General features: G+C 67.8%; 23 protein-coding genes. 11 read left to right on the plus strand and 12 right to left on the minus strand.

Annotated features, from left to right (window positions below; translation table 11 throughout):
• Positions 1 to 11: 11 nt before the first annotated feature.
• Positions 12 to 320 (minus strand): alkylphosphonate utilization protein, encoded by a 309-nt coding sequence (locus tag ACNFJ7_RS10045; RefSeq protein ID WP_019370463.1) that lies wholly within the window; start codon positions 318 to 320, stop codon positions 12 to 14.
• Positions 317 to 1,813 (minus strand): glucose-6-phosphate isomerase, encoded by a 1,497-nt coding sequence (gene pgi, locus ACNFJ7_RS10050; protein ID WP_037513889.1) that lies wholly within the window; start codon positions 1,811 to 1,813, stop codon positions 317 to 319. Before pgi ends, ACNFJ7_RS10045 begins: the two co-directional genes overlap by 4 nt.
• A gap of 104 nt (positions 1,814 to 1,917) precedes the next feature.
• Here pgi and lepB point away from each other — a divergent pair, with 104 nt between their 5' ends.
• From lepB to ACNFJ7_RS10080, 6 genes are all read left to right on the plus strand, one after another.
• The gene (gene lepB, locus ACNFJ7_RS10055; protein ID WP_019370465.1) at positions 1,918 to 2,808 is read left to right on the plus strand and encodes a signal peptidase I; all 891 of its coding nucleotides are present in this window, start codon (positions 1,918 to 1,920) and stop codon (positions 2,806 to 2,808) included.
• Positions 2,809 to 2,819: 11 nt separating this feature from the next.
• Positions 2,820 to 3,476, plus strand: coding sequence for a ribonuclease III (rnc, locus tag ACNFJ7_RS10060; RefSeq protein ID WP_019370466.1), 657 nt, complete (start codon positions 2,820 to 2,822; stop codon positions 3,474 to 3,476).
• Positions 3,477 to 3,640: 164 nt separating this feature from the next.
• Positions 3,641 to 4,546 carry a GTPase Era gene (gene era / locus ACNFJ7_RS10065; protein WP_019370467.1) on the plus strand — a complete coding sequence of 302 codons (906 nt, stop codon included), beginning with the start codon at positions 3,641 to 3,643 and terminating at the stop codon, positions 4,544 to 4,546.
• A gap of 43 nt (positions 4,547 to 4,589) precedes the next feature.
• Positions 4,590 to 6,149 (plus strand): apolipoprotein N-acyltransferase, encoded by a 1,560-nt coding sequence (lnt, locus tag ACNFJ7_RS10070; RefSeq protein ID WP_019370468.1) that lies wholly within the window; start codon positions 4,590 to 4,592, stop codon positions 6,147 to 6,149.
• A 73-nt stretch (positions 6,150 to 6,222) separates the two neighbouring features.
• Positions 6,223 to 7,434: a methionine adenosyltransferase gene (metK, locus tag ACNFJ7_RS10075; protein WP_019370469.1), complete on the plus strand. Its 1,212-nt coding sequence runs from the start codon at positions 6,223 to 6,225 to the stop codon at positions 7,432 to 7,434.
• Positions 7,435 to 7,575: 141 nt separating this feature from the next.
• A complete protein-coding gene (locus ACNFJ7_RS10080) occupies positions 7,576 to 8,331 on the plus strand; it encodes an EAL domain-containing protein (protein WP_019370470.1) in 756 nt (251 codons plus the stop codon).
• 43 nt (positions 8,332 to 8,374) lie between these two features.
• Here the strand turns inward: ACNFJ7_RS10080 and ACNFJ7_RS10085 are convergent, their stop codons facing one another.
• Positions 8,375 to 9,244 carry a 3-hydroxyacyl-CoA dehydrogenase NAD-binding domain-containing protein gene (locus tag ACNFJ7_RS10085; RefSeq protein ID WP_019370471.1) on the minus strand — a complete coding sequence of 290 codons (870 nt, stop codon included), beginning with the start codon at positions 9,242 to 9,244 and terminating at the stop codon, positions 8,375 to 8,377.
• A gap of 69 nt (positions 9,245 to 9,313) precedes the next feature.
• On the opposite strand from ACNFJ7_RS10085, the gene ACNFJ7_RS10090 reads away from it, so the two are divergent.
• Positions 9,314 to 10,294: a DUF1176 domain-containing protein gene (locus ACNFJ7_RS10090; RefSeq protein WP_019370472.1), complete on the plus strand. Its 981-nt coding sequence runs from the start codon at positions 9,314 to 9,316 to the stop codon at positions 10,292 to 10,294.
• A 6-nt stretch (positions 10,295 to 10,300) separates the two neighbouring features.
• Here the strand turns inward: ACNFJ7_RS10090 and ACNFJ7_RS10095 are convergent, their stop codons facing one another.
• Positions 10,301 to 12,523 (minus strand): transglycosylase domain-containing protein, encoded by a 2,223-nt coding sequence (locus tag ACNFJ7_RS10095; RefSeq protein ID WP_236704480.1) that lies wholly within the window; start codon positions 12,521 to 12,523, stop codon positions 10,301 to 10,303.
• 255 nt (positions 12,524 to 12,778) lie between these two features.
• Positions 12,779 to 13,345 carry an HNH endonuclease gene (locus ACNFJ7_RS10100; protein ID WP_019370474.1) on the minus strand — a complete coding sequence of 189 codons (567 nt, stop codon included), beginning with the start codon at positions 13,343 to 13,345 and terminating at the stop codon, positions 12,779 to 12,781.
• 99 nt (positions 13,346 to 13,444) lie between these two features.
• Between ACNFJ7_RS10100 and gluQRS the strand changes: the two genes are divergently transcribed.
• Both gluQRS and ACNFJ7_RS10110 read left to right on the plus strand, forming a co-directional pair.
• A complete protein-coding gene (gluQRS, locus tag ACNFJ7_RS10105; protein ID WP_019370475.1) occupies positions 13,445 to 14,287 on the plus strand; it encodes a tRNA glutamyl-Q(34) synthetase GluQRS in 843 nt (280 codons plus the stop codon).
• A gap of 9 nt (positions 14,288 to 14,296) precedes the next feature.
• Positions 14,297 to 14,524, plus strand: a complete 228-nt coding sequence (locus ACNFJ7_RS10110) for an HIG1 domain-containing protein (protein ID WP_019370476.1) — start codon at positions 14,297 to 14,299, stop codon at positions 14,522 to 14,524.
• A gap of 22 nt (positions 14,525 to 14,546) precedes the next feature.
• Here ACNFJ7_RS10110 and ACNFJ7_RS10115 read toward each other — a convergent pair whose 3' ends face one another.
• The 3 genes from ACNFJ7_RS10115 to ACNFJ7_RS10125 all read right to left on the minus strand — a co-directional run bounded on the left by ACNFJ7_RS10115 (position 14,547) and on the right by ACNFJ7_RS10125 (position 16,658).
• The gene (locus ACNFJ7_RS10115) at positions 14,547 to 14,756 is read right to left on the minus strand and encodes a helix-turn-helix transcriptional regulator (protein ID WP_019370477.1); all 210 of its coding nucleotides are present in this window, start codon (positions 14,754 to 14,756) and stop codon (positions 14,547 to 14,549) included.
• Positions 14,753 to 15,166, minus strand: coding sequence for a hypothetical protein (locus tag ACNFJ7_RS10120; protein ID WP_019370478.1), 414 nt, complete (start codon positions 15,164 to 15,166; stop codon positions 14,753 to 14,755). Before ACNFJ7_RS10120 ends, ACNFJ7_RS10115 begins: the two co-directional genes overlap by 4 nt.
• Positions 15,167 to 15,263: 97 nt before the next feature.
• Positions 15,264 to 16,658, minus strand: coding sequence for a glutamate ligase domain-containing protein (locus ACNFJ7_RS10125; protein WP_019370479.1), 1,395 nt, complete (start codon positions 16,656 to 16,658; stop codon positions 15,264 to 15,266).
• 39 nt (positions 16,659 to 16,697) lie between these two features.
• Here ACNFJ7_RS10125 and ACNFJ7_RS10130 point away from each other — a divergent pair, with 39 nt between their 5' ends.
• The gene (locus tag ACNFJ7_RS10130) at positions 16,698 to 17,516 is read left to right on the plus strand and encodes an LD-carboxypeptidase (protein ID WP_026009295.1); all 819 of its coding nucleotides are present in this window, start codon (positions 16,698 to 16,700) and stop codon (positions 17,514 to 17,516) included.
• Positions 17,513 to 18,556: a D-cysteine desulfhydrase family protein gene (locus ACNFJ7_RS10135; protein WP_019370481.1), complete on the plus strand. Its 1,044-nt coding sequence runs from the start codon at positions 17,513 to 17,515 to the stop codon at positions 18,554 to 18,556. The genes ACNFJ7_RS10130 and ACNFJ7_RS10135 overlap by 4 nt, the downstream gene beginning before the upstream one ends.
• Before the next feature lie 28 nt (positions 18,557 to 18,584).
• Here ACNFJ7_RS10135 and ACNFJ7_RS10140 read toward each other — a convergent pair whose 3' ends face one another.
• From ACNFJ7_RS10140 to ACNFJ7_RS10155, 4 genes are all read right to left on the minus strand, one after another.
• Positions 18,585 to 18,878, minus strand: a complete 294-nt coding sequence (locus tag ACNFJ7_RS10140) for a hypothetical protein (RefSeq protein ID WP_152997842.1) — start codon at positions 18,876 to 18,878, stop codon at positions 18,585 to 18,587.
• A gap of 117 nt (positions 18,879 to 18,995) precedes the next feature.
• Entirely contained in the window at positions 18,996 to 19,358 is a 363-nt protein-coding gene (locus tag ACNFJ7_RS10145; protein WP_019370482.1) for a VOC family protein, read from the minus strand.
• Positions 19,359 to 19,846: 488 nt separating this feature from the next.
• The gene (locus ACNFJ7_RS10150; protein WP_019370483.1) at positions 19,847 to 21,343 is read right to left on the minus strand and encodes a tryptophan halogenase family protein; all 1,497 of its coding nucleotides are present in this window, start codon (positions 21,341 to 21,343) and stop codon (positions 19,847 to 19,849) included.
• Between the two features lie 69 nt (positions 21,344 to 21,412).
• Complete coding sequence (locus ACNFJ7_RS10155) at positions 21,413 to 23,962, minus strand: TonB-dependent receptor (RefSeq protein ID WP_019370484.1); 2,550 nt, start codon at positions 23,960 to 23,962, stop codon at positions 21,413 to 21,415.
• Positions 23,963 to 23,971 lie beyond the last annotated feature (9 nt).

The raw sequence follows: 23,971 nt of genomic DNA on the forward strand, positions 1-23,971 counted from the left end.
GTCCCCGGCCGTCACCGCTTGCGGACGAACTCCGCGCGCAGGACCAGGCCCTTGATGCCGTCGAACTTGCAGTCGATCTCCTGCGCGTCGCCGGTCAGGCGGATCGACTTGATCAGCGTGCCGCGCTTCAGCGTCTGGCCGGCGCCCTTCACGGTCAGGTCCTTGATCAGCGTCACCTGGTCGCCGTCCTGCAGCAGGTTGCCCACCGAATCGCGCACTTCCACCATGTCTGCCGCATCGGCCTTGGCCGCGGCCTCGGCGGCGGGGATCCACTCCCCGCTCGCCTCGTCATAGACATATTCGTCTTCGCCGCCGCTCACGCGCCGAACGCCCGCTGGATCAGGTCGTTGGTCGAAGGATCGAAGTCGAGCCCGCCCTTGTCGGCGGCCTTTGCCATTTCCTTACCCAGCTCAACGCCGAACTGGTCAAACGGATTGATGCCGAGCAGCACGGCGTTCACGAAGGTGCGGTGCTCGTAATAGGCGATCAGCGCGCCCAGCGTGCGCGGATCGAGGCTGTCGAGCAGCAGCGTCGAGCTCGGCCGGTCGCCCGGATAGGCACGCGCCGGATCCTCATGCCCCTTGCCCGCCATCAGCGCGGCACCCTGGGCGAACATGTTGAGCAGCAGCTGGCGGTGATGCCCCTCGGCCAGCGCATCGCCCGCCTCGATCACGCCGACGAACTCGACCGGCACCAGCCGCGTGCCCTGGTGGAGCAGCTGGAACACCGCATGCTGCGCATCGGTGCCGACACCGCCCCACGTGATCGCCGCCGTGGGCCAGGTCACCAGCTCGCCCTCGGCCGTGACGCGCTTGCCGTTCGATTCCATCTCCAGCTGCTGGAGATAGCTGGGCAGCAGTTTCAGCCGCTCGTCATAGGCAAACGTCGCGCGCGTCTCGCAGCCGCGCGCCTGGCTGTAATAGAGGTCCGCGAAGGCGGCGAGCGCCGGGGCGTTCCGCGTCAGCTCGGTCAGGCGGAAATGGCGGTCCATCTCGGCCGCACCTTCGAGCAGCTCCTCGAACGCATCCCAGCCCAGCGCTAGCGCCGCCGGGAAACCGATCGACGACCAGAGCGAATAACGCCCGCCAACGCTCTCGAAGAAGGGCAGCACCCGCGTCTCGTCGACGCCCCATTCCACTGCCTTGTCGGGCGACGCGGTCAGCGCGACCACCTGGCCATAGGGATCCTCGACCCCGCCCTCGACCATCCAGGAAAGCGCGCTCTGCGCGTTGAGCATGGTCTCGGTCGTGGTGAACGTCTTGCTGGCGATCACCAGCAGCGTCGCCTGCGGATCGAACGCATCCATCGCGTTTTCCAGCGCCACGCCGTCGACATTGGAGACGATCGCCACGTCATACCGGTCCATGTCGCGGCCCAGCGCGTCGACCAGCAGGTCCGGCCCCAGCGCGGAGCCGCCGATGCCGATGTGCAGGATATGGCGGATCGGCCCCAGCGCCTCAGCCTCGATCGCATCGATCAGCGCGCGCATCCTCGCATGCTGGCTGCGGGCCCGCGCGACGCTATCGGGGGCGCCTTCATAACGCTCGGCGGTGTGCTCGGCGGCGCGGCCTTCGGTGACGTTCACCACCTCGCCGGCGAACAGCGCGTCGCGCTTCGCGGTGAAGTCCATCTGGTCGGCAAGGCTGGCGAAGGCGGCCAGCGCTTCCGCCGTCAGGTGTGTCTTCGACCAGTCGAAATGGATGCCGGCGACGTCCAGGCTCAGCCGCGACAGCCGGTCGGCGTCGGCGGCGAACAGGTCGGTGAGCTTCGCAGCGGGAAGGGATCGGATCGGCGTCCAGTCGGGCAAGGCCATGTTCATCTCCTTGGTGGCAGCGTCCCCCTATCGTCCCGCACCGGCCCATTCCAGCCTCATTCCACCGCTTGACCTCCCCGCCGCGCCCTAGCAGAGCAGTGCCCATGGAAACGCCCCCCGCCACCGAAACCGGCGCGCCGAGCCCTGCGCCCGCGCAAGCGCCTGCCGCCAAACCGGAAAAGCCGAAATCGGAATGGCGCGATCTGGCGACCTTCCTGCTCAAGCTGGCGCTGATCGTATTCATCGTGCGCAGCTTCATCTTTTCGCCGTTCAGCATCCCCAGCGAATCGATGCTGCCGCGGCTGCTGATCGGCGACTATTTGTTCATCACCAAATGGAACTACGGCTATTCGAAGCATTCGCTGCCGTGGAGCCTGCCGCTGATCCCGGGCCGCATCTTCCCCGGCACGCCGGCGCGCGGCGACGTGGTGGTGTTCAAGGCGCCGAACCATAATGGCGAAGACTGGATCAAGCGCGTCATCGGCCTGCCCGGCGATACGATCGAAATGGTGGACGGTCAGGTGATCCTGAACGGCAAGCCGGTGCCGAAGCAGCGCATCGCCGATTTCGTGCTGCCGATCTCGCCCAACTATCCGGTGGCCAGCGCCGCGACCCAGGGGCGCGGCTGCGCGCCATCGATGGTGCAGCAGGAAGCCGATGGCCACCTCGTCTGCCGAATGCCGCGCTTCCGCGAGACACTGCCGGGCGGCAAGAGCTACAATGTGCTCGATCTGGCGATGCTGGATCAGGATAATACCCAGGTCTTCACCGTGCCCGCCGGCCATGTCTTCCTGATGGGCGACAACCGCGACAATTCCACCGACAGCCGCTTCCCGCAGCCGCCTTATGGCAGCGGCATCGGCTTCGTGCCGATCGAGAATATCGAAGGCAAGGCGGTGGTGAACTTCTGGTCCACCGATGGCAGCGCCAATTGGTTCCTGCCCTGGACCTGGGTGTCCGCCGCGCGCTGGAGCCGGATCGGAGAAGGCTTCTGAGCGCGCAGGGATTGGGCGGCTGGGTCGAACGGACCTTCGGCCGCCCGGCACAGGATCTTGCCGCTTTCGAACGTGCGCTTACCCATGGCAGCCAGGCCGCCGGCAATTATCAGCGGCTGGAATTTCTCGGCGATCGGGTGCTTGGCCTGATCGTCGCCGAATGGCTGTTCGAACGCTTTCCGGACGAACCCGAAGGCGCGCTTTCGCGGCGCCTCAACGCGCTCGTCACCGGCCCGGTCTGCGCCGATGTTGCCCGCGAACTCGGCGTGGTGCCGTTCCTCCGCCTCGGCAAGCAGGCGCGCGACGACGGCGCGGCGGACAGCGACAATGTGCTGGGCGACGTGATGGAGGCGCTGATCGGCGCCTTTTACCGTGAAGCCGGGCTCGATGCGGTGCGCGGCTTCGTCCGCGGCGCCTGGGGCGAGCGGATCGATGCCCATGCCAAGGCGCCGAAGCACCCGAAGTCGGCGCTGCAGGAATGGGCAGCCGCCCGCAACCGCCGCCCGCCCGAATATGAGGTGGTCGATCGCTCGGGGCCGAACCACGCGCCACGGTTTACGGTGAAGGTTTCGGTCGGCAAGCTTGCCGAAGCCTCGGCCGAAGGCAGCAACAAGCAGGAAGCCGAAACCGCCGCCGCCGCCGCGCTGCTGGCGAAGCTGGGCGGCTGATTTCCTTGCGCCCCTCCTTCTGGAAGGAGGGTTGTGGGTGAAGGAATTCCAGAACGCAGCCTGGTCTCGGTGAGGCCCCGCCCCACCCCACCTCCTGAAGGGGAGGGGCTCAGTAGTACGCCACCCCTCGCCCCCACCCCCATTCCCCTCTACAACCGGAACCCATGACCGAACCCACATCCCAATCCTGCGGCGTCGTCGCGATCGTCGGCGCACCCAATGCCGGCAAGTCCACGCTGGTCAATGCGCTGGTCGGCCAGAAGGTGGCGATCGTCAGCCCCAAGGCGCAGACGACGCGCGCCCGGCTGATGGGCATCGCGATCGAAGGCGACGCCCAGCTCCTGCTCGTCGACACGCCCGGCATCTTCACCCCCGAACGTCGGCTGGATCGCGCGATGGTCGCCGCCGCCTGGGAAGGCGCGGAGGGCGCGGACCTGATCGCGCTCGTCGTGGATGCCAAGGGCGGCATCGGCCCGAAGGTCCACGCCATCCTCAAGAGCCTGCAGGGCCGCCCCGAGCGCAAGGTACTGATCCTGAACAAGGTCGACATTGCTGACAAGCCGCGCCTGCTGGGCCATGCGGCCAAGCTCAACGAAACGATGGCGTTCGATGAAACCTATTTCGTCTCCGCCCAGACGGGCGACGGCCTGCCCGAGCTCAAGGCGGCGCTCGCCGGGGCGATGCCCGCCGGTCCATGGCACTTCCCGGAAGACCAGGTGTCCGACGCCACCGAACGGATGATCGCCGCCGAAGTGACCCGCGAACAGCTCTACCTCCAGCTTCATGCCGAACTGCCCTATGCCAGCGCGGTGGAGACCGAGAAGTATAGCGAGCGCCAGGACGGATCGGTCGAGATCCACCAGCAGATCCTCGTTGCCCGCGACACCCAGCGCGCGATCGTGCTCGGCAAGGGCGGCGCCCGCATCAAGGAAATCGGCGCTCGCGCCCGGGCGGAGCTGTCGCGGATCATGGGCGTGCCGGTGCACCTGTATCTGCACGTCAAGGTCAACCCGAAATGGGAAGAAGATCGCAGCCTTTACCGCGAGATCGGGCTCGACTGGGTCGATTGATCGGCGTTCCGTCGCGGGCCGGCTTGGTGTAGGCACGCCCGCGATGTTCCGCCGTCCCCTGCTCGCTTCGCTGCTCCTCGGCTTCGTCTCCGCCACCGGCTTCGCGCCGTTGGAATGGTGGCCGCTGACCCTGTTGTGCTTCGCCGGCCTGTTCGCGCTGGTGTTTCGCGCGCCCGGCCTGCGGGGCGCGCTGTCGCGCGGGTGGCTGTTCGGGCTTGGCCATTTCACGCTCGGCAACAACTGGATCCAGCACGCCTTCGACTTTCAGGACAAGATGCCGCCGGCGCTCGGCTATGGCGCGGTGGTGCTGCTGGCGGTGTATCTCGCCCTCTATCCTGCCTTGGCGATGGGCGCGGCCTGGATCTTCGCGCGCCGGGTGAAGGCCCGCTCGGGCTGGGTCGAACCCGATCTCGGCTATGTCCTTGCCGCCGCCGCCGCCTGGATCGTCACCGAATGGCTGCGCGGGGTGCTGTTCACCGGCTATCCTTGGAACCCCCTGGGCGTCGTCTGGGTGCCGGTGCCGGGGGTACGCAACCTCGCCGCATGGATCGGCACCTATGCGCTGTCCGGCGTTACGGTCGCGGCGGCGGGCACGCTTTACCTGGCAACGCAGCGCCAATATCGGGCGCCCGGCGTCGTTGCCGTCGCGCTGCTCGCCCTGAACCTCGGCTGGTCGGATCGCTGCGATCGCATGCCCTGTATCAGCACGGCGAGCGGCATGCAGGTGGTGATTGTCCAGCCGAATATCGGCCAGGACGCCGTCAGCCGCCCCGATTATGCCGAGTATCTGCTCAACCGGATGATCGCGCTCAGCGGCAGGCCCGGCCCGCAGCCGCGCTTGGTCGTCTGGCCGGAAGGCATGGTCGATTACTTCGTCGAGGATGGCTATCCGCCGCAATGGTACCGTCAGGATCCGCGCCTCGTTCGTGCGCGCATCGCCGCGGTGCTCGGCCCGGGCGATCGCGCGCTGATCGGCGGTACCGCCGTCCATTTCGATCGCAGCGATACGGTTGCGGGCATCGGCAATTCGGTCTGGTCGATCGATGCCGACGGAATGCTCGGCAGCCGGTACGACAAGGCGCATCTGGTGCCCTATGGCGAATATCTCCCGATGCGGACGCTGCTCGCGCCGCTGGGGCTCGCCCGGCTGGTGATGGGCGATATCGATTATGTGCCCGGCCCCGGCCCCCGGGCGCTGGCCCTGCCCGGCTTCGGCAATGCCGGCATCCAGATCTGCTACGAGATCGTCTTTTCCGGCCAAGTGGTCGACGAAGCGCACAGGCCGGACTTCCTGTTCAATCCCTCGAACGACGCATGGTTCGGCCGCTGGGGCCCGCCGCAACATCTGGCCCAGGCCCGGCTGCGCGCGATCGAGGAAGGCCTGCCGATCCTGCGCTCCACCCCCACCGGCATCTCGGCGCTGATCGACGGCCATGGCCGGCTGCTCGGTACCGTCCCGCCGGGCCAGGCCGGCGCGGTCCGTCTGCCGCTGCCTCGCCCGCTGCCGCCGACGCTCTTTTCGAAGGTCGGCAACTGGATGGTGCTGCTCGTCGCCGCGCTTGCGGGATTGTTCGCGATTGCCATTCGGCGATGGGCTCGTTAGGGAGTTGATATAAGGAAAGCTTTATATGGGCATGGCAACGGCCCGGCAGTCCTTCCCTAACCGAGGAATTTTCATGCGTTCCAACTATCTCTTCACGTCTGAGTCCGTCTCCGAAGGCCATCCCGACAAGGTCGCCGACCAGATTTCCGACTCGATCGTCGACCTGTTCCTGTCCAAGGATCCCGAAGCCCGCATCGCTTGCGAGACGCTGACCACCACCCAGCTCGTGGTGCTTGCCGGCGAAATCCGCTGCAAGGGCGTGTACGAGAACGGTGCCTGGGCCCCGGGCGCGCAGGAAGAGATCGAGAAGACCGTCCGCGAGACGGTGAAGCGCATCGGCTATGAGCAGTCGGGCTTCCACTGGCAGACTTTCCGTTTCGAGAACAACCTGCACGGCCAGTCGGCGCACATCGCGCAGGGCGTGGACGCCAGCGGCAACAAGGACGAAGGCGCCGGCGACCAGGGCATCATGTTCGGTTTCGCCTGCGACGAGACCCCGGACCTGATGCCGGCGACGCTCTACTACAGCCACAAGATCCTCGAGCGCATGGCCGCCGACCGCCATTCGGGCGCAGCGCCGTTCCTCGAGCCCGACGCCAAGAGCCAGGTCACGCTGCGCTTCGAAAACGGCAAGCCGGTTGCAGCCACCGCCATCGTCGTCTCGACCCAGCACGCGCCGGGCTATGACGCGGGCGAGAAGGAAGCCGAGCTCCACGCCTATGTGAAGAAGGTCGTTGCCGACCTGCTCCCGGCCGAGCTGCTGTCGGACGCGACCGAGTACCATATCAACCCGACCGGCTCGTTCGAAATCGGCGGCCCGGACGGTGACGCAGGCCTCACCGGCCGCAAGATCATCGTCGACACCTATGGCGGCGCTTCGCCCCATGGCGGCGGCGCGTTCAGCGGCAAGGATCCGACCAAGGTCGATCGTTCGGCGGCGTACATCACCCGCTATCTGGCGAAGAACATCGTCGCCGCCGGCCTCGCCACGCGCTGCACGATCCAGCTCGCCTACGCCATCGGCGTGTCGAAGCCGCTGTCGCTTTATGTCGACACCCACGGCACCGGCACCGTCGGCGACGACAAGATCGAGCAGGCGATCCAGGGCATCGAGAAGCTGGGCGGCCTCACCCCGCGCGGCATCCGCACCCATCTCGGCCTCAACAAGCCGATCTATCAGCCGACCGCTGCGTACGGTCACTTCGGCCGCAAGCCCGAGGGTGACTTCTTCCCCTGGGAGCGCACCGATCTGGTCGAGGATCTGAAGGCCGCACTCGCCGCCTGATCGATCGTCGCTCGAACGCGAAGAGCCCCGCCGGCACCCGCCGCGGGGCTTTTTCGTGTCCGGTGCACACCGGGTCCGTAACGCTCCCTATAAGACTCGTCGGGACCGCCGATGGTTAACGCGGTCGAATGGGAGCATTGAATGGTTCTCGATCAGGAGGACTTGCAGCCGGCCGCCCGGCGCGGCCTGCACATCGCCTTCCGCCCGATCTACGATGTCGCGGCAGGGCGCGTCTTCGCCTATGAGGCCATGCTGCGCGGCCCCGAGGGCGAGGACGGCGACGAGGTTTTCGCGCAACTGCCGCGCGTGCATCACGCCGAACTCGATCGCCGCGTCGCGCTCGCCTCGATCTATCTGGCAATGACCGCCGGGCTGGACGAAGACAATGCCCGGCTGCTGATCCCGATCCACGCCGCCGCCGCCGCAGTGCCGGGTGCATCGCTCGCCGCCGCCAGCGATGCGGGTCGCCGCGCGGGCCTGCCCACCGAACGGATGATCTTCGCGGTGCACGGCTATGGCGATATTCCCGGCCAGCAGCTTGCCGATCTGGTTGAAGGCAATCGCCGCGCCGGCAGCCTCACCGCCTTTGTCGGCCTCGGCCATGATCCGGTGGGGTTCAACCCGTGCGTACGCTACCGCCCGGAAATGGTGCGGCTCGATCGCGAGCTGGTCGCCGGCATCGACAATAGCTGGTCGCGCCGCTTGATGCTGGAGGAACTCACCCCCAAGCTGCGCGATCACGGGATGCGCGTGATCGCCGACGGTGTGGAAAGCGACTCCGCCCTGCGCCGCCTGCGCGGCTATGGCATCTTCTACGTGCAGGGCGATCTGGTGGCGCCGCCGCTCGCCGGCATGCTTCCCCCGTCGCGCATCACCCGTCCCACCGCCAACGCATGATCGCCGTGCTTCCTGCCGCGGACCGGCAGGAAGCACGCGCCGCTCAGCGCGTCGGCACCGGCTCGGCGCCGCTATAGTCGTAGAAGCCGCGCTTGGTCTTTCGGCCGTACCATCCCGCCTCGACATATTTCACCAGCAACGGCGCCGGGCGGAACTTGGGATCGCCGGTGCCTTCGAACAGCACGCGGGTGATCTCGAGGCAGGTATCCAGCCCGATGAAGTCCGCCAGCGTGAACGGCCCCATCGGGTGGTTCAGCCCCAGCTGGCACGCCGCATCGATGTCGGGGATCGTCGCCACGCCCTCGCCCAGCGCGAAGCACGCCTCGTTGAGCATCGGCATCAGCACGCGGTTGACGATGAAGCCCGGGGCATCATTGGCATGGACGATCCGCTTGCCCAGCGATTGGCCGAACGCCTCCACCGCCGCCACCGTGGCATCGCTGGTGGCCAGGCCGCGGATCAGCTCGATCAGGCCCATCACCGGCACCGGATTGAAGAAATGCACGCCCATGAATCGCGCCGCATCGGGCGCCGCCTGCGCCAGCCGCGTGATCGGGATGGACGAGGTGTTGCTCGCCAGGATTGCATCCGCGCCCAGCGCCTTGCCAACCGTTTCGAAGATCTGGCGCTTGATCGCCTCCCGCTCGGTCGCCGCTTCGATCACCAGGTAGCACGGCGCCATCGCGGCAAGCTCGCCCACCGGCGTGATCCGGTCCAGCGCCGCCTCGGCATCGGCGGCGGAGATCTTCTCCTTCTCCACCGCGCGGTGCAGCTGCTTGCCGATGCCCGCCTTGCCGGCTTCGGCACGCGCCTGATCGACGTCTGACAACAGTACCTGATAGCCCGCCTGCGCGGCCACCTGGGCAATGCCCGCCCCCATCTGGCCCGCACCGATCACGCCCACCGTCTTCATGTCCGTCTCCTGCAAATCCTGTTGCCGCCCTACTACGCAAGCGGGCGGGGCTCGGCTAGCATCTGCGGCATGTTCCTGCCTGCCCTTGCCCTCGCCCTCGCCGCCTCCGCTCCCGGCCCGATCAAGACCTTCACCGACTGGGCGGTAGCCTGCGACAATGTCCGCCGCTGCGAGATGACGTCGCTCGAGCCGGTGGACGGCGCGACCGAAATCGACGGCACGGCCTTGTCCGTTACGCGCGAGGCGGGCCCCACCGGCGCGGTCGTCGTCACGCTCTCGCTGCCGGATACCGGCGACGGCGCGCGCCCCCTCGCCGTCGACGGCAAGCGCGTTGCCACCGGCCGAGCGGAGAAGGGCGCGCTGCGGTTCACCGGCGCGGAAGCCCTGCGCATCGCCGCCGCGCTGGCCGAAGGCCGCCGCGCCGGGGTCGAGGGCAGGGGCGGCAACGTCTCGCTTGCCGGCGCTGCCGCCGCACTGCGCTTCATCGATGCGCAACAGGGCCGGGCTGGCGGGGTCACCGCGCTGGTCGCGCGCGGAACGAAGCCGGCCACCGCCGTGCCTGCACCGCCGCCTTTGCCGGTGATCCGGGCAGTCTCTCCCGGCCGCCACGCCGCGCCGCTGTCGCGGGCGCAGCTCGCCACGCTAAACCGGATCAGCGGCTGTGCGGAAAACTATATGCCCGACTTTCCGCAGCCGGAAGCGGAGACCGGCGCGCTCGGCGGTGGCGCCACGCTGGTGCTGCTGCCCTGCGGCGCCGGCGCCTACAACCAGTCGAGCACGGTCTATGTGCTACGGGGCGGCAAGCCGGCGCTCGCACGGTTCACCGCCGCCGGCGCCGTGATGGACGAAACGCTGGTCAACGCGAGCTGGGATGCGCGCACCGGCACGCTCTCCAGCTACGCCAAGGGGCGCGGGCTCGGCGATTGCGGCGAAGCAGCGGACTATGTGTGGGACGGCACCCGCTTCCGCGCCACCGCGCTCCACCGGATGGACGATTGCCGCGGCTCGACCAACTGGCTGACCGTCTGGCGCGCCGCCGTCCGGCGCTGATTCGGCCTATTCCTCGCCTTCGCGCGGCTCGCCCTCGGTGCGACGGCGGCGATCGGCGGCCGGGTCGCCCGGCACGGGAATGCGCACGTTGCGCGGGATCGCGTCGCGCGCCTCGCCCTCCGGCACCAGCTCGCGCACGCGATCGAGATCGAGCTGCACGCCTTCCTCGTCCACCCGTACGCCCGCATCGTCGAGCGCGCCTTCCAGGTCGAAACCGTTCTCGTCGATCACATTCTCCGGCTCGGAGGGCGGTGGCGGCGGCAGCGTCAGGCCCAGTGCGCGGACCATGAAGTCGCGCCAGATATGCGCGGGCAGGCCGCCGCCCGCCGCGCCCGCCACCGGGCTGTTGTCGTCATTGCCGATCCACACGCCGACGACGAGATCGCCCGCCCAGCCGACGAACAGCGCGTCGCGCCCGTCCTGCGTCGTGCCGGTCTTGCCGAATGCCGGCACCGGCAGCGCCGCCGCCCGGCCGGTGCCCGATTGCACCACCGTTTCCAGCATCGAGCGGAGATCGTCGAGCAACCGTTCATCGAACCGGCTCGGCCCGCCCAGCCGGCGCGCCAGCCAGTCGTCGGCCGATTCCTCTTCGTCCAGCCCGCGCGGCCGCACAGGGTAGCTGCCGTTCGCCACCGCCGCATAGGCCGCCGTCAATTCCAGCAGCGATCCGGTCGAGGTCCCCAGCGCGATCGAGGCGTCGTCGCCGATCGGCGTCGAAATGCCCAGGTCGCGGGCCGCCTGCGTCACCCGGCCCACGCCCAGTTTCTGGATCAGGCGCGCGGCGACCACGTTGCTCGACTTGGCCATGGCCTGGCGCAATGTGATCCGCCCGGCATAGCGGCCGTCGCTGTTGCTGGGCTTCCACTCGCCGATCTGCACCGGCTCGTCGTCCACCATCGTGTCCGGCGTCATTCCCGAACGCAGCGCCGCCAGGTAGACGAACAGCTTGAACGCGGAGCCCGGCTGGCGTCGCGCCTGCGTTGCGCGGTTGAACGGGCTGGCGGCATAGTTGCGGCCGCCGACCATCGCCACGATACGCCCGTCCGGCCGCATCGCCACCAGCGCCACCTGCGCCTTGCCCAGGCCCGATGCCTTGATCACCCGCTCGGCGGCGTTTTGCAGCCGGGTGTCGAGCGTCGTCGTCACCGTCTGCTCGGTGGCGACGCCGCCGGCGCGATCGCGCGCCTCGGGCAGCACCCAGTCGGCGAAATAGGTGCCGCTCGGCAGCTGTTCCTCACGGTCCCGTACGCGCAGCACCGCCGGCCGCACCCGCCGCGCTTCGGCCGGCGTGATGAAGCCGGCTTCTTCCATGGCCCCGATCACCAGCCGCTGCCGCTCGCGCGCGCCGCTCAGATTGCCGGTCGGCGCCAGCCGGCTCGGCGCCTTCACCAGGCCCGCGAGCAGGCTCGCCTGGCTCAGCGTCAGCCGTTCCGGGCTGGTCGAAAAATAATGCTCCGCGGCGGCGCGCAGGCCGTAGACATTGTCGCCGAAATAGACGTTCGACAGATAGCGCGAGAGGATCTCGTCCTTGGTCAGCCAGCCTTCCAGCCAGAAGGCGATCAGCACTTCCTGCGCCTTGCGCCCGAAGGTGCGGCGCGAATTGAGGAAGGCGTTCTTGGCCAGCTGCTGCGTGATCGTGCTGCCGCCCTGCGAACCGCCGTCCGAGCTCAGATTGTGATAGAAGGCGCGGGCGATGCCGCGCGGGTCGACGCCCCAATGGCCATAGAAGCGCCGGTCCTCGATCGCGATGAACGCCTGCGCCACATGCGGCGGCAGCTTCGCCACGTCGACCGGGGCCGCGATCACTGCGCCGCGCCGGGCGATGGGCGTGCCATCGGCGGCTAGCAGCGTGATCGAAGGCGGCGCGGGCGGCCGCAGCGATTTGGAAAGCGGCGCGGTGATCGCCAGCCAGGCGACCGCGGCGATGAACAGCAGGATGCAGACGGCCAGGCCGCGGACGATCCACCGGCCCCAGCGGATCCGGCGACGGCCGGACGCGCCGGGCGGCAGCTCGTCGCCGCCGTCGAAACCGCCGCCTCCGCCATATCCCGGTCGCAATGGCTCTGCCGCTGCGGCAGTTTCGCCCGCTCCCATGCCGGGGCGCCAGATCGGCTCGCGCTTGTCGCGCCGTCCCTGCGGCCGCCAGCCTTGAGGTTGCGCCACATCGTCGTCGGCGCCATCGCGCCGCAACGGGAATCGACTATCGGGGATACCGGGCTCGCGCGCCATCCGCCCGCTTTAGCCGAGTATCTGTGTTATCGCAATAACACACGTAGTATTTGGCGGGGTACCGGGCATTTTCCGTCTACCCGAAGGCGCGGAGGACGCGAGACAGGCCTCGTCAGCGAACAGCGCGGAAACGAAGCAGGCGGAGTCTGCATTATAGGCAAACCGCCTCTGCGTTCTCTGCGCCTCTGCGCGAAAGAAACGTCTTCGTGCCTTTTCGCTTTCACGGAAAAAAACAGATGCCGCTCGGCCAGCCGCTCAGGCCTCCAGCTCGATGTCCCAGTAGAGCCAGTCGCGCCAGGTTTCGTGCAGATGGTTGGGGGGGAAGCGCCGGCCATGTTCCTGGAGCTGCCAGCTCGTCGGCCGGATCGGCTGGATGTGGAGCGGCATGCCGGCCTGGAGGGGAGTGCGGCCGCCCTTTTTCAGGTTGCAGGGGGCGCAGGCGGTGGCGACATTTTCCCAGGTGGTGCGCCCGCCCTGGGCGCGGGGAATGACGTGGTCGAAGGTGAGGTCCCGGTGCGATCCGCAATATTGGCAGGCGAACTTGTCGCGAAGGAACAGATTGAACCGGGTGAAGGCGGGGAATTGCGAAGGTCGAACATATTGTTTGAGCGCGATGACCGAAGGAAGCTTCAGCCTCGCGCTGGGACTTCGGACCTCCCGCTCGTAATAGGAGACGACGTCCACACGGTCGAGAAAGATCGCCTTGATCGCCGTCTGCCAGGGCCACACGCTCAGCGGATAATAGCTCAGCGGCGTATAGTCGGCGTTGAGCACGAGCGCCGGGCACCCATCGGGATGGCGTATAAGATCGGGATGGTACATGCGGTCCCTCACCCTCGATTTCGGTGCCTCGCCTCTTGCGCAGAAGCGTGACGTCCGCATGACAGCATATGCCGCGACTCGCGGTCAAGAGCCACATTCATGATTATCCACACCCGTTTCGCGCCCAGCCCCACCGGTCGACTGCACCTCGGCCACGCCTTTTCCGCGCTTCAGGCACATGATTTCGCGCGGGCGCAGGCGGGTCGTTTCACGCTGCGTATCGAGGATATCGACGGCACCCGCTCGCGCCCCGAACATGTCGCGGCGATCCTGGCCGATCTCGCCTGGCTGGGGCTGGCATGGGACGAACCGCCGGTCTTCCAGTCGCAGCGCCTGCCTCTCTACCAGGCGGCGCTCGAGCGGCTGCGCGCCATGGGCCTGCTCTATCCCTGTTTCTGCACCCGCGCGGATATCGCGGCGAGTCTCTCCGCGCCGCACGGCCCCGAAGGCGCGCTATATCCCGGAACCTGCCGCGGCCTCGCCGCGCCCGATCTGGCGCGCCCGCACAGCTGGCGGCTGGACATGGCCGCCGCCGTTGCCCGCACCGGCCCGCTCGTCTGGCACGATGCCGTGGCCGGCGCGGTCGCCGCCGATCCGCTGCGCCATGGCGACGTGATCCTGGCCCGCAAGGATGCGCCGGCCAGCTATCATCTCGCCGTGACGGTCGATGATGCCGCGCAGGGCATCAGCCATGTCGTGCGCGGCACGGACCTGTTCGCCGCCACCCATGTCCACCGCCTGCTGCAGGCGCTGCTCGATCTGCCGACGCCCGAGTATCGCCACCACGCGCTGCTCGCCGGCCCGGACGGCACCCGCCTCGCCAAGCGGCACGGCGCGCCCACGCTCGAATCACTGCGGCTGGCGGGCGAGGACGGCGCGGCGCTCGCCGACCGACTGCGCAAAGGGGAAGTACCGGTTGGCTTCACGGCAATACAGGCGTAGGTTGCCGGCATGTGGCTTCTTGCGATCCTGTTCATTGCGGCGATCCTCACGACGCTGTTCTTCCTCATCAAGGGGCTGGTCACGATGGCCGGCACCACCAGTCAGGATCTGGAAGGCACCGGCCCCAGCGAACGCGCGATCCGATCGAACAAGCTGATGCAGAAGCGCATCCTGTTTCAGGCGGTGGCGATCGGGCTTGCCGCGCTGATCCTGCTGATCGCCTCCGCCAAGAGCTGAGCGCCGACCGCAGGGGCGGGCGTCATTGCTCCGGCGTCTTCGCGGGATTGATGAAAATCTCTTCGATGGCGAGGCCGAACAGGTCGGCGATCTTGAAGGCGAGCGGCAGCGAAGGGTCGTAGCGACCCGTCTCGATTGCGTTAACGCTCTGGCGCGACACCTCCAGCCGCTCGGCCAGGTCCTGCTGGCTCCACGCCCGCTCGGCGCGCAGCGCGCGGAGGCGGTTGTTCATGCCACGTCTCCCATGCGGTCGCGCCAGGCGAGCACGCATTGCGCCAGGCCCCAGCTGCCGCACCACAGCGGGAACGCCCAGAATACGTCGATCTGGCCGATCGCCCGGTAGATCTGCAGGAAGCCGAGCACTGCCGAGATCGCCAGCACCACCGCGATTCCGAACAGCATCGCCGTGACGATCCGCTGGCGCAGATATTCGTCCGTCTCCTCGTGGACATAGCAGCCGATCACGACGAGCAGCACGACGATCGCCAGCGCCGGCACCAGCGCAATCGCGATCAGCGCCGCGCCCTTGGGTTGGAGCAGGGCGACAGCAACGCTCGCCCCCATCACCGCGACGACATAGCCGATCATCGTCGGCACGAAGCGCTTCAGATAGCGCTGGGCAGCGGGTGTCTGCGAAACCATGCAAAGCCTCCTTACGGGTTGACAAGGAAACTTTACGTCAACCACGCTTTACATGTCAAGCGAGGTTTACATGGGCACTCCCGGCATGGGGAGGAATTCACTTGGCGAGCCGCGCCACCATCTCTTCGGCGAGCAGGCTGAGCGTATCATCCCGCGCGCCCATCACGACGATGCGGTCGCCCGGCCGCGCCTGCGCCACCAGATGCGCCGCCGCCGCCGCGCGATCGGGGATGTGCACTGCCTGCGCGCCCGTCGCCGCCACCGCCGCGACGATATCGGCGCTGGTCACTTCGCGCGTCACCGTGCCGCCCTGATAGACCGGGTCCGGCAGCACCAGCACGTCCTCACGCCCCAGCTTGGTCGCGAACATCGCAACCAGCTCGCGCCGCATTACCTTGAGCGGACCATAGCCGTGCGGCTGGAACAGAAGCAGCAGCCGCCCCGGAAAGGCGTGCAGCGTATCGAGCGTCGCGGCGATCTTGTCCGGGTTGTGCCCGAAATCGTCGATGACGGACACGCCGCCCGCCTCGCCGACCAGCTCGAAGCGCCGCCGCAGCCCGGTGAAGCCCTCGACGGCCTTACACGCATCCTCCAGTGATACCCCCGCCGCCGTCGCTGCACCGATCGCCGCCAGCGCGTTGGCGACATTGTGCCGCCCCGGCACCTGCAGCCGCACCCGTCGCACCGTCTCGCCCGTCGCCAGATCGAACGAAACCGCGAACGCCTCGGGCGCCAGGTTCCGCGCCGTCAGGTCCGCCTCGCCCTCCACCGCGAAGGTCAGCGTCCGCCCCCGGTCCAGCCCCGCCGCCAGTGCGGCGCTCTCGGCATCGCCGACATTGACCACCGTCGTCGCCGCCTTGCCCGCAAAGGCGCCGAACAACAGCCGCAATTCCTCCAGCGACTTATGGTCGAGGCTGACATTGTTGAGCACCGCGATCCGCGGCCAGTAATTGGCGATCGATCCGTCGCTCTCGTCCACCTCGCTGACAAAGGCGTCGCCCGCCCCCACCAGCGCACTGGCGAACGGCGCATCCGGCCCCGCGAAATTCTTCATCACCGCGCCGTTCATCACCGTGGGATCGCGCCCGCAGGCGTGGAGGATCCAGCCGATCATGCCGGTCACCGTCGACTTGCCGCTGGTCCCCGCCACCCCGATCGGCAGCGCCGCCGCGTTGAACAGGCTCGCCAGCAGTTCGGCCCGCGACATCCGCGCACAGCCCAGTTCGGCCGCGCGCACCATGTCCGGCACGCTCGGCTCGATCGCGGCGGAGGCGACCACCACCTGCTCGGCCGATTGGATCCCGCTGCCATCCTGCGGGAACAGCGCCACGCCCTTGGCCTTCAGCCAGTCGAACTTGGCGGGCAGCCGCCCGCTGTCGAGGCTGCGGTCCGATCCCGATACCTGGGTCCCCCGGCCGGCGAGGATCATCGCCAGCGGCATCATCCCCGAACCGCCGATCCCTACGAAGAAGGTTGCTTTGCCATGCTGCATCGGCACGCTATCGGCAATTCGAGGAGACCATACAAGCATATGCGGATCGGAGTCGTCGCGCCGGCGCGGCCAGTTACCCGGGAATCGTCAGCGCGGATGGCCGCCTTCATGGCGCTCACCTATCCCGAACACGAAATCGTGTTCCACCCGCAATGCTATCTGTCGGCGGGCCATTTCGCCGGCACCGATGCCGAGCGTGCGGCGGCGTTCCTGGAAGTCGCCAACGATCCGACGATCGACGCCATCTGGTTCGCGCGCGGCGGCTATGGATCGAACCGCATCCTCGACGCGGTGATGCCGCACCTGGGCGAGGCGGCGCGGCGCAAGACCTATATGGGCTTTTCCGACATGGGGTTCGTGCTGGGCGCGCTCTACGCCCGCGGCATCGGCCACCCGGTCCATGCCTCGATGGCGAGCAGCATCGGCACGAACGATCCGGGCCGCGATACCGGCTGGGCGCTCGGCTGGCTGATCGAGCGCGATCGCCGCGGCCTCGATCCCGCGCTGGCCGACGGCCGCCCCGCTGCCGCCTTCAACCTCTCGATCCTCACCGCGCTGATCGGCAGCAAATATCTGCCCGACCTCACCGATCATGTGCTGATGATCGAGGAAGTCGACGAGCCGCTCTACCGGATCGACCGGATGCTGTTCAACATGGCCCATGCCGAACAGCTCAAGGGCATTGCCGGCATCCGCCTCGGCGCGGTGACTGCGATCGCCGAGAACGACCCGCCCTTCGGCGAGACGATCGACGAGATGATCCTGCGCTGGTGCCGCGAGATGGAGGTGCCCTATCTCGGCCGCTGCGCGATCGGGCATGTCTCGACCAATCGCGTCGTGCCGTTCGGCGTCGCATGAGCCCCGATCCGCACGCCCTGCGCGAACGCCACGGCGCCGTAGCGCTGCTCGCCCACCCCTCGCCGATCGGGCGGCTGGAACGGCTGGAGGCGGCGCTCGGCACGGCGGTACGGATCTATGTGAAGCGCGACGACGTGGCCGGCATCGGCGGCGGCGGCAACAAGCTGCGCAAGCTCGAATTCCTGCTCGGCGACGCGATCGCGCAGGGCTGCGACACCTTTGTCACCACCGGCGGGCTGCAATCGAACCATGCCCGGCTGAGCGCGGCGGCGGCGGCACGGATGGGCCTCGCCTGCGAGTTGGTGTTGGCCGATGTCGTCCCGCGCCACGACGCCGACTATCGCGGCAACGGCAATTTGCTGCTCGACGCGATCTTCGGCGCGACCGTCCACCGCGTCCCCGGCGACACCGATCGGCCCGCCCTCCTGCACGCCCGCGCCGAGGCGCTGCGGGCGGCGGGCGGCAAGGCCTATGTGGTCGGCGCGGGCGGGTCGTCGCCGGTCGGCGCGCTCGGCTATGTCGCCTGCGCCTGGGAGATCCTCGCGCAAGAGGCGGCGCTGGGCGAGCGCTTCGCCCGCATCGTCGTCCCCAATGGCAGCGCCGGCACCCATGCGGGCCTCGCCGCCGGCATGGCGGCGGCGGGGGAGGACGCGGCGCGCGTCCAGTCCTACGCCGTCCTCGCCACCCCCGAGGCCGCCCATGCCGACACGCTGGCGCTGGCCCAGACGACGCTCGCCGCCAACGCCCTGCCGGGCAGCGTGACGGCGGAAGAGGTGGTGATCAACGGCAGCCAGCGGGGCGAAGGCTATGGCATCCCCACGCCGGCGATGCGCGAAGCGGTGGAACTGCTCGCCCGCACCGAGGGCCTGCTGCTCGACCCCGTCTACAGCGGCAAGGCGTTCGCCGGGCTGCTCGCGGCGATCCGCGGCGGCGCATTCCAGCCGGGCGAGGCGGTGCTGTACGTCATGACCGGCGGCGTGCCGGGGTTGTTTGCGTATCGGGAGGTGTTTGGGGGCCATGGGTCAGAGCCGCAACCGTAGTGCGCCTCGCTCTGCCCGTGCATGCAAGTCAGCCTTGGGCGCTACGCGCAGCAGGCTTTAGCCATGCTCTAAGCAGCAGCGTGAACCCCAGAAAAAAACAGCCGATAGCGATCCAGCCAGCGCTGAACGGCAGGTCTGCAACGCAGTAATCCAAACAGTTTTGGCCCGGAGCTTGAACCCCGAAAAAGCTGCTGAAGCTCGACCAGCTTCCCATAACCGCGGCGTAGATGTAGGCGCGAACAATTCCTGCTTGCACGAGCCACGCGATGGCAGAAGCCCCGAAGAGCAAGATCGCAGCTAGTAGTCGGCCGTCCCTGCTCACGCTTCACTCCGATGCCGTTGCGCTTCGCTAGCGATACGTCATATCAAATCTATACAGTCTTGGTGAAGGACGCTTCGAGCGCATTCTTCCAAGATCGTCGGCACCCCACAGCGCAGCTTACGCTGAGCCCCCCAGCACCCGCCCCACCCGCACCAGCGCGCCATCGGGATCCGACACCGCGAACTCGTACGTTCCCCACGGCATCGCATGCGGCGTGCCCGGCTGGAGGATCGCCTCGCGCACCCGCGCCGCCACCGCGTCGACATCCTCGACATAGAGGTACAGCCCGAAGGGATTGTCCGGCGCCTGGGGCGTGTTCGCCTCGTGCCGCAGGTGCAGGTGCCAGCCGCGGTCGTCCGCGAGGATGCGGTAGTGGCCATAGTCGCCGGTCACCTCCAGCCCCAGCCGGCGGTAGAATTCGGTGCTCGCGTCGAGGTCGCGACAGGGCAGGATGGCGGCGATGTGGTGGGTGGGGTCCATCCCCGCAGGCTATCCTCGCCGATCGGTCTGCGCCACTTGAAACGGCTTGTATTGGGGGCGTCCCTCACCCGCCTCACCGCCTGCCGCGACGGCCTCCCTCCCTCTCCCACAAGGAGAAGAGCGAGGTAGGGCGCATCTGCTCCCTCTCCCCCTTGCGGGAGAGGGAGGGAGCCGCGAAGCGGCGGAAGGGTTAGGGGGATGGCCGCGAGCCCGTCGACGCGGCTCGCCTCTTGCCGAACCCATGGGCGCTCCCAATCTTGCCCGAAACGGCGCAACGCCGACGCTCTTTGACCGCGCGAGACCCCAACCCGTCGCTAACGCGCCCGCACGCGCGAGCGCCTAAACTTCCTAAACTTCGTCCGGGTCGCACAAGCCGCCGCGCGCGTGAACTTCCTAAACTTCGCCCGGCCGCACAAACCGCCGCGCGCCTAAACTTCCTAAACTTCGCCAAGGCCGCACAAACCGCCGAACGCCTAAACTTCCTAAACTTAAGCGCCGATCAGCCCCGCCACATAGTCGGCATGGTCGGGCATGGTTTCCGCCGCCCGCGCCATCGCATCGGCGAGCTTGGCGAGGTGCGCCCGCCCGTCGATGCCCCGCGCCGCCAGCAGCGCGTCGCGTCCCGTCGGCCAGTTGCCTTGCCCGATATGCACCGCCAGCCACGAGGGCGCTGCGAACAGGTCGAATTCGCGTGCGACCAGCCGGCCGGTGCTGCGGAAATGGTCGATCTTCCATTGCAGCGTGTCCGGCACCGCCATCGTCGCGCAATAGCGCCACAAGGGCGAATCTTCCCGCTCGGTCAGCTTGTAGTGCAGGATCAGAAAGTCGCGGATCCGCTCGAACTCGGCGATCGAGATGCGGTTGAACTCGTCGATCAGCAGCGGATCCATGTCGCGCGTCGGGAACAGCGCGAGCAGTTTGGAAATGCCGGCCTGGATCAGGTGCAGGCTGGTCGATTCCAGCGGCTCCAGGAACCCGCTCGAAAGCCCGATGGCGACGACATTGTGGCTCCAGAAGCGCTGGCGGTGGCCGGTGGTGAAGCGCAGCGTCCGGGGCTCGGCCAGCGGCGCGCCGTCCAGATTGGCGAGCAGGATCGCCGTCGCCTCGTCCTCGCCCATGAAGGCGCTGCAATGGACATGGCCGTTGCCGGTGCGGTGCTGCAGCGGGATGCGCCATTGCCACCCCGCCGCCCGCGCCGTCGATCGAGTATAGGGCGTGAAGGCGCCGCGCTCGCACGGCACTGCCACCGCTCGGTCGCAGGGCAGCCAGTGGCGCCAGTCGATATAGCCCGTGCCCAGCACCTCCTCGATCAACAGGCCGCGAAAGCCCGAGCAGTCGACGAACAGGTCTGCCGCGATACGCCGGCCGTCCTGCAGCCGCACCGCGGTAAGGTCGCCGCGCTCGCCGTCCCGATCCGCGCCGGCGATTTCCGCATCGATCCGCGCCACGCCGCGCGCCTCGGCATAGTCGCGCAGCAACGCGGCATAGAGCCCGGCATCGAAGTGATAGGCATAGTCGAAGGTGGAGCCCACGCTGCGCGGATCGGCGAGCGGCGGGGCGAACTTGCCTCGTTTCGCCGCTGCCCAGGCCATCGACAAGTCGTCGAGCGCCGGGGCGCCGCCCTTGTCGCGGGCGTCGAGCCAGTATTGGTGGAGCGGCACCAGGTCGAAGTCGCGGCCGAACGGGCCGAATGGGTGGAAATAGCGTGTGCCGATCCGCCCCCAGTCGACGAATTCGATCCCCAGCTTGAACGATCCGCGGGTGCGGCGGACGAACTCGGCCTCGTCGATTCCGAGCGTGCGGTTGAACAGGCGGATCGGCGGGATCGTCGCCTCGCCCACGCCGACGGTGCCGATCGCGCTCGATTCCACCAGCGTGATCGCCACGCTGCTCCCCAGCGCATTGGCCAGCGCCGCGGCCGTCATCCACCCCGCCGATCCGCCGCCGGCGATGCAGATCGAACGAATGCGGCGGTCCTCGCTCATGCCGTCATCCTATCCCATCGCGGCGCGGCGGCGTAGGGGGTACCGCCGCGCCGGCTCCGGGAGGAGCGCTCAGAAGCGATAGCCGGCGGAGATCGACACGGTCCGGCCCACGCCAACGCGGTTGGTGGCCGCGTAGGGCACGCCGTACAGTTGGCCGAGCGACTGCAGTTCGGCGACGCTGCCCTGGTCCAGCCGGCCGGCCTGGTCCCAGGCGTTGAACAGGTTGTTGGCGTTGAGGGACACTTCCAGCCGGTCGACCGGCCGCACCCGAACAAACGCGCTGACGACGTTCGAGCCCTTCTGCTTCAGGCGGTTATCATCCTGCGGATAGCTGTCGGTCTGGCCGATCAGGGTGAATCCGATCGCCGCCAGCCCGAAGTCGTAGGTAGGCGCGATGGTGTACATCAGGTCCGGCGTCGCCCGCGGCGTCTTGCCGGCATTGCCGCTGATCAGATCCTCGGCGATACGCGAATGGGTGTAGACTATATTGGCCAGCAGCGAGAAGCCGCCATTGGTATATTGCGACTCCAGCTCGATACCCCAGGTCTTGTACTTCTGGAATGTTTGGCGCTGGGTGGTCAGGTCGAAATTATACTCGGTGGCCTGGCTGCGGAAGCCAGTGACGAACACGCCGTAGTTGCCGCCCGCCAGCCGGCCGCGCTGCTTGATGCCCAGTTCCTGCTGCGTCACCGGGTTCACCACCACGGCCTCGCCCAGCGTCGTCAGTTGGCCGGTCGAGGTGAAGGCGCCGGCAAAGTCCGAAACCACCCGGTCCGCATTGGCACGGTTGCCGCGCGAGACGCGGACGAACGCGCTGGTGCTGGAGGTGAACCGGTAGTTCCCGCCGAACGACCAGCTGGTGTAATCGATCTTGTAGTCGATCGGCTGCGCCGCGGCGAAGTTGGTCAGATACACATTCTGCTCGGCCACGCTCAGCCGGCCGTCGCCGTTGATGTCGCGGCTGGTGCGCGCGCCGGTGGGATAGAAGGTGCCGCCGCCCTTCATGTTGTCGAACCGCACGCTGCCGTCGAGGTCGAGCGCATCGTCGGCATAGTTGAGCGAAAGATAGGGCGCGTCGGTGGTGTAGTGCAGGTCGTACTGCCGGCTCGTGCCGCCCCATTGGTTGTTGTAGCCGGTCAGCCCGGCGTCGGTCAGCCGGGTGCCGTCGGCGCTCAGCAGGTCGATCAGTGCCCCGCCCGGCACCGCCTCGGTCAGGCTGCCGTTCCAGTGCCAGTTCATCGCGATCTGCTGGCGCGAATGATACCAGCCCGCCCGCGCCGTCACCTGGCCGGTGCCCAGCCCGAACTTGCCGGTCACGCCCAGATCGTTGGCCCAATGATCCATGCCGGTCATGTCGGTATAGAGGTTGGGGTTCTGGTTGACGACGACCGATCCGGCCACCGTCTGCCCGGCACGCGGGCCGTTGGCGTAAACGGCGCGCGTCGCGGTGTAGGTCCGCCCCCCGGCGGCGATGCTGTACGCCCCGGCACCGCTCGTCAGGCCGGTGACGTTGGTGAGGCTGCCCAGGAACGGCGCGGAGAAGGTGCCGCTGTTCCAGCTATAGGCGAACTTGTTGTCGACCTCGAACGCACCAGTGCCCCAATGCAACTGCGCACCGATGCTGCGCGACTTCACATGGATGCCGTCCGCATTGTCGCCCTGCTTCGTCGATCCATCGGGGTTGACCGTGGTGAAGGTGCGGTTGAGGTTGGAGAAATTGGTGTCGGACCGTGCATCGAAGCCGGGCAGCGCGCGATAGCCGGTGATCTTGTTCCCCTCCACCAGCACCTGCATGGGGGACGCGGTATAGGTCGGGGCGCGATCATCCAGCGCCTTGAACGAAAGCCGCAGATAGCCGCGATCGGCATCGAAGCTCTGCGTGATGTTGCCCTTGATCTGATAACCTTCCAGCGCGCGGTACGGCAGGTCGCGCGGGCCCTCGCCGGTGCGATAAAAGCCACCGATATTGGCCTTCAGCGTGGAATTGATCGGGCCGCCGACATTGAAGTCCAACCGGCTTTCATTGTAGCCAAGCCCGGTGGTCGCGCGGATTTCGCCGCCTGCGGTATCCCCCGTCTTCGACACATAGTTGATCACCGCACCCGGCGCCTGGCTGGCGAAGGTGGAAGCGGAACCGCCGCGAATCGCTTGCACCCGGTCCACGGTCAGGTCGTAGCGCGTCCAATAGTCATTGTTGCCGAAGGCGATGTCGCCGAACTCGACGACCGGCAGGCCGTCTTCCTGCAGCTGGACATATTTCGAGCCGCCGGACGCCAGCGGCAGGCCGCGCACGGTGATGTTCGAATTGCCGCCCGGCCCCGCCGTCGATTCGGCGCGGATGCCAGGGATCAAGCGAAAGACTTCGGCTTCGGAACGCGGCGCCAGATTCTGCACCGACTCGGCGGAAAGATCGGTCACCGAGACCGAGCTCTGCATCTTGCTGCGGCTGGTGGGGACTGCGGTCACGACGATCTCGTCCAGAAAGCCTGCCTGCGTCGCCGCCTCCGGCGGCGCACCATCCTGCGGGGCAGCATCCTGCGCGGAAGCAGCGCCCGCACTTGCCATCAGCCAGGCAACGGCGTGCAGCGAAACCAGCGGACGCGAACGGAACTGTGCCATCAACTCTCT

It is taken from the genome of Sphingomonas sp. HT-1 (assembly GCF_048568905.1).
In the GTDB taxonomy this organism is placed as follows: Bacteria; Pseudomonadota; Alphaproteobacteria; order Sphingomonadales; family Sphingomonadaceae; genus Sphingomonas.